Here is a 5,244-nt window from a genome sequence, read left to right as displayed (position 1 = left end):
CCTGGAGAACGATGTTGCATTTCATCATCTGTCCGTTCTCACTTTTCTGACTCTGCACAGCGAAGGTCTCGCCCTGCTGCACCACTCTCATAATCTGAGTATACATATAATATAAATGTACGAAGGGGATTCAAGAACACTAAACAATTCAGCGTTGTCTTGTTTCTTCGACGCTGCAAAAGTACTGCAGAAAAAAAGGCAAAACAATCCCTTTCCCACAACTCCCCCGAAAAACCCAAGTATTTGGGAAAAATCGGGCATTTCTTGGGAAAAACAAATGGGCTACTCGCTCAGTAGGGAAAAATCAATGAAAAATCGCAAAATATTAACAAAATGCCAATAAAACACCCTCATTTTCCTGCAAGCCTTCCCCCACACTTTTCCCGATAAACTGCTGTATTTGGGAAAAATCGGGGCTTTCTTGGGAAAAATCGAGGCATTATTGGGAAAAATCCCATGTTTCTTGGGAAAATGGTAATTTAGTAAAAAATATAGTCCATGCCCCACACGCCCTGAAGGGGCAGAAACTCCTAGCCCAGGGCACTCGCCCTGTGTAAACCAGCAATCAACCTTGCGCCCTGTAAGGGCAAAAGCTTTTAAAAATCCCCCATTCAACCAACATTTTAACACTCAAAAAACTTATAAACCGGAAAAGAAATCGAAAAAGAGGACGAAAGACGTGAACGTCAAATGCAAAGATGATGCATTCTGGGATGATTATGATAATAATTATAATGCTAATAGAACCATCACTATCACAAACAAAAAAATAAATACTCCTTGCTTGCTAAAAAAACTTCAAAAAGCTGTGGTTTTCTCGGAGTTTATTTATACCTTTGCAAACAAATATTTAGATATTAAAAAACAAAAACATCAGAAAATGAAGAAATCTAAGAAAACATTACGCCAAATTATCGCCCTCATGACGATAGCATTTACCACCATATCCCTAACTGCCTGCGGCGGCAGCGACGATGATGGTGACAAAGATGATTTGATTACCGCAAGTGAATATCTCCCTGGTAAAGAGTGGACCATTGGCAACGAAACTTATTCTTTCTACAAGAACCACCTATTGGTATGCGAAAGTAGCGCAAACGTTACAACTGGCGGTTTGACAAGCCAAGCTTACCTTTATTTCGGAACATGGCAGTTAGATGGCAACCAACTAACAGCAGCAATAACATCGAGTACCCAACCAAATTTTGATGCTAGCAAATTTTTTCATGGTACATATAGCAACGTACATACAGAGAAAGATACATCTGGTGGAACTATCAGTTCTGACAAACCTGGCTCAATAACGATAACAGAGCCAAAGCCATATATCGTTGGTACAGGTACAGATGGAAAGTCTTGCTATATTTACTACCATAAGAACATGACAGAAGACAAGACCGACGAGACAATCCACGATGGGGCTTTACATGGCACATGGTACAATAAGGTTCAGTTGACGGACACCAAAAACGGCACAGCGAAAACATATGAAGCAAAAATGATTTTCAAAGCTGATGGAACCGTCCAGTTTGTAATAGGTGACGTGATAGACTTCACAACTACCTACGAGACAAAGAATGGTACTGTCACTTTAGGTAGTTACCTACTAAAGGACAATCCGGCTTCTTTTATCTATCTTCAGTACGGCCCAGTTGTATCGCTATACGACGTAAGTCAAACACGCTATACGTGTGACCGCTGGTACAACACTCCGCAATAAAATATCTCTAAATACAAGCCCTCATTGCGGCAAAAGTGTGAAGGTTGGAGTCGTATTGATGGCAGAATAATAATCCTGCCATCATTTAAATTTTCCCTTCAATAGAGGTAAAAAGAAAATAGCCAAGCCTATAAACAATATTCCAAGAAAAGCTATTAGAACTGAAACGACAATCAGAATTGTTAATGCCAACAATGTATTTTTAGAGAATACTTCCTTCTTAAAAAGCCCCCATGTTGTTAACTCATCTTTTTCTTTTGCCCTCTTGAGACAATCCACAAAAGTAACAATCAACCATGTTATTATAGCCAATACAATCCCCGTAACCAAACTACTTGTAAAGACGGTTTCCATAGGCAACTTTTCATGAATGCTTTCATAGCCTTCATGCACAGCTTCTTCGTAACTACCTATCCCAATGCAGGAAATAAAGAATACTGTAGTACCGACTGCTGAAGAAATTTCAAATTTTCTATCGTCATCCATATTAAAATACGTTTATTTACAATAACAACCTTATGTTGTAGAATTTTTTAAATTTAACCGATTGTAGCTCCAGAAGCAGTTAATAAACCACCCTACAAAGCTCACTGCAAAGGTAATTCATTTTTTTGATAATCAAGCTAGTTTGATAGAAAAAATGTTCCATAACATTTCAACTTAACATTATTAAACACAGACTAGTTATAATGTAACTACCCATAAAAAGCCACACAAAATAGCATAAGCATATAAATAAAGTTAAAATGCATTGATAACAACGCTATCATTTGCATTGTTGTGGATTTTCATATATCTTTGCAAGCAAATAATTATCTTTGATAAAATAAAAAATATAGAGATATGGCAAGAAAGTGGACAAGGGAAAATGTATTTGAAGAAAGCAAAAAGTATTCTTCTAGATCAGAATTCAAAAAGGGGAGTTCTGGCGCATTCCATATTGCATATATAAATGGTTGGTTAGACGAAATGACTTGGTTGGTTCACCCTGCACCAAAACCAAACAAATGGACGAAAGATGCAGTTTTTGAAGAATCAAAAAAATATTCGTTCTTTAGTGATTTCAACCGCAAAAATGCGTCAGCATATGCAGTTGCAAGAAAAAAAGGGTGGCTTGACGAAATGACTTGGCTTAAAAGAACAAGGGTTATACGTGGGTTTTGGCAATCAAGAGAGAATATCTTTAATGAATCTCATAAGTATAAAACTTTAAAAGAATTCAGAGAAGCATGTTATACTGCTTATAATTTAGCAAAGGATAACGGATGGCTGGATGAAATGACTTGGCTTGCGAAAGCAGAACGCAAACCTGATGGATATTGGAAAATCAAAGAAAATGTCTTTGAGGAATCCCATAATTATCAATCAGTAAAAGAGTTTTGTGATGCAAATTACCTTGCTTACAAGACAGCAAGCGATAACAATTGGCTAGATCAAATGACTTGGCTAAAGAAAGCAAATCGTATAAAAAAGGGGCATTGGAAAAATAAGGAGACTGTCTTCAAAGAAGCCAAAAAATATAAGTATAAAAGTGATTTTCGCCGTAAAGCTCCTTCTGCTTATGCTACCGCATGGAAAAACGGGTGGCTTATAGAAATGACGTGGTTCCAGCCAAAGGGGTATGAACGTGTCATACAAGGACCTATACATAAGATTTATGTTTATATTGATGAGGACAAGAAATATGCTTATGTAGGAGCCACCAACAATATTGACCGCAGGGATTACGAACACAGAACTAATAGTAATGATTCTGTGTTTAAATATTTCGCAAACGAAGGTAAAAATGTCCCTAAATATAAAATATTGAGAGAAGGACTTACTATCATAGAAAGACAGCGTGAAGAGCGAATACAATCCCTTTATTACAGAGATATTCTCCATTATACATTGCTTAATAATATCAATGCTACTGGTGAGAACATTGGCTCTTTGGGCAGTCTCGTATATAAGTGGACAAGAAACAAAGTAATAAAAGAAGCAGAAAAATATAAAACGCCTACAGAGTTTTTTACAAAAGCTGCAGGTGCTTATGATGCAGCTCTTAAATACAAGATGATGAATGAAGAAACTTTTTCTTGGTTCTACAGCAAAAGAAAACCGCCTCGTTGGTGGAATGTAAAAGAACATGTCTTTGAAGAATCGAAGAAATATAAAACTTGGAATGAATTCTTTTGGAAGTCATCTGCTGCTCATTATTCTGCAAGGAAACATAAATGGGAATCTGAAATGACATGGCTAGCTCATGATCAAGCCGTTCAAGGTTATTGGCAAAATGAAGAACATGTCATAGAAGAATCTAAAAAGTATTCAACGAGAACTGATTTCCGCAAAGGTTGTCATGCTGCGTATGATTATGCATTAAAACACAATCTATGGGAAAAAATGCCTTGGATAAAAACTAAAGTGAGAGAACAAGGCTATTGGACAAAAGAACGTGTATTCGAAGAAGGTGCCAAATATTCAACTAAAATGGAATTTAAAAAGATGGCGCCAACAGCATATTCAAAAGCTGTAAAATACAAATGGATAGAAGAGATGAATTGGTTCGTTTCTAATGTAAAGCCTAAGGGCTATTGGCAAAATAAGCAGAATACATTGGATGAATCTCATAAATACTCTTCACGCAGCGAGTTCAGATGGGGGAATCCTGGTGCCTATAGGGCTTCTATAGATAACGGGTGGATTGAAGAAATGACATGGCTAAAGCGCCCAAAGAGCTATAATTATAAATGGTCACGTGAAAATGTATTCATAGAATCACATAAGTATGAGTCTCGTGGTGCATTTAAAAAAGGTAGCCCTGCTGCATACAGAGTTGCGTTACAGAATGGATGGTTAGCATTAATGGTGTGGCTTTTCATGAAAAAAATAGCAAATAAATTAATATTAATTATTATGGATACAACAAATGAATTTATAAAAACAAGAGTAAGATTCTTTCGAATATTGCTAAATGCAGGGTTCGAAGACATAACCCGAGAATTTCATTCAGATTATAGGTATAGTGAAGAAATGCTTGCTAACTATGACATTCTAATGAAGCGAGCTTTTAAAAAGGGAACCTATATCATTAATTGTGATTATGATGCCGCAAATATAAGTATAGGTGAATTTAGACACAAGCTAGGATATTCGCAACTTACAGATAAGCTAATAGCTCTTGTAATATTCCTAGCTGGCTTAAAAAATGAAAATAGTCGATACAAGTTTGGGAGGTATATTACAGTAGATAAAGACATGGTCGATGTTTATGATGAGGTTATGACTTCGTACCCATATCGTAACCCAACAAAGAGATGTAAACAATCCATAGAGGATGCGCGAATCCAACTTCCGAGAATTCTAGATAGTATTATGCAATTTTCATAATTACGAACACTAAACACTTAGAGAGGCGGGCTCTTCCACCTCTCTAAGCATTTCCCTCCAATCTTCTCTCTCAAATACTTCTCATATAACCATCCCTTTTCGCCAGCTTATAATACAGATCCGGGGCGGTATGATAATCGGGATCGGAGCCT

Annotated in this window: 3 protein-coding genes; 2 read left to right on the top strand and 1 reads right to left on the bottom strand. The window is 36.8% G+C overall.

What is annotated here, in order from left to right; translation table 11 throughout:
- The first annotated feature begins 679 nt into the window (after positions 1 to 679).
- The gene (locus tag F7D47_RS09550; RefSeq protein ID WP_153108144.1) at positions 680 to 1,720 is read left to right on the top strand and encodes a hypothetical protein; all 1,041 of its coding nucleotides are present in this window, start codon (positions 680 to 682) and stop codon (positions 1,718 to 1,720) included.
- A gap of 81 nt (positions 1,721 to 1,801) precedes the next feature.
- Here the strand turns inward: F7D47_RS09550 and F7D47_RS09545 are convergent, their stop codons facing one another.
- A complete protein-coding gene (locus F7D47_RS09545) occupies positions 1,802 to 2,206 on the bottom strand; it encodes a hypothetical protein (RefSeq protein ID WP_006847500.1) in 405 nt (134 codons plus the stop codon).
- A 357-nt stretch (positions 2,207 to 2,563) separates the two neighbouring features.
- On the opposite strand from F7D47_RS09545, the gene F7D47_RS09540 reads away from it, so the two are divergent.
- The gene (locus F7D47_RS09540) at positions 2,564 to 5,092 is read left to right on the top strand and encodes a GIY-YIG nuclease family protein (protein WP_153085878.1); all 2,529 of its coding nucleotides are present in this window, start codon (positions 2,564 to 2,566) and stop codon (positions 5,090 to 5,092) included.
- The last annotated feature ends 152 nt before the right edge of the window (positions 5,093 to 5,244 follow it).

It is taken from the genome of Segatella copri (assembly GCF_009494835.1).
Classification (GTDB): Bacteria; Bacteroidota; Bacteroidia; order Bacteroidales; family Bacteroidaceae; genus Prevotella; species Prevotella copri_F.
This window is presented reverse-complemented; position numbering and strand designations above follow the sequence as displayed.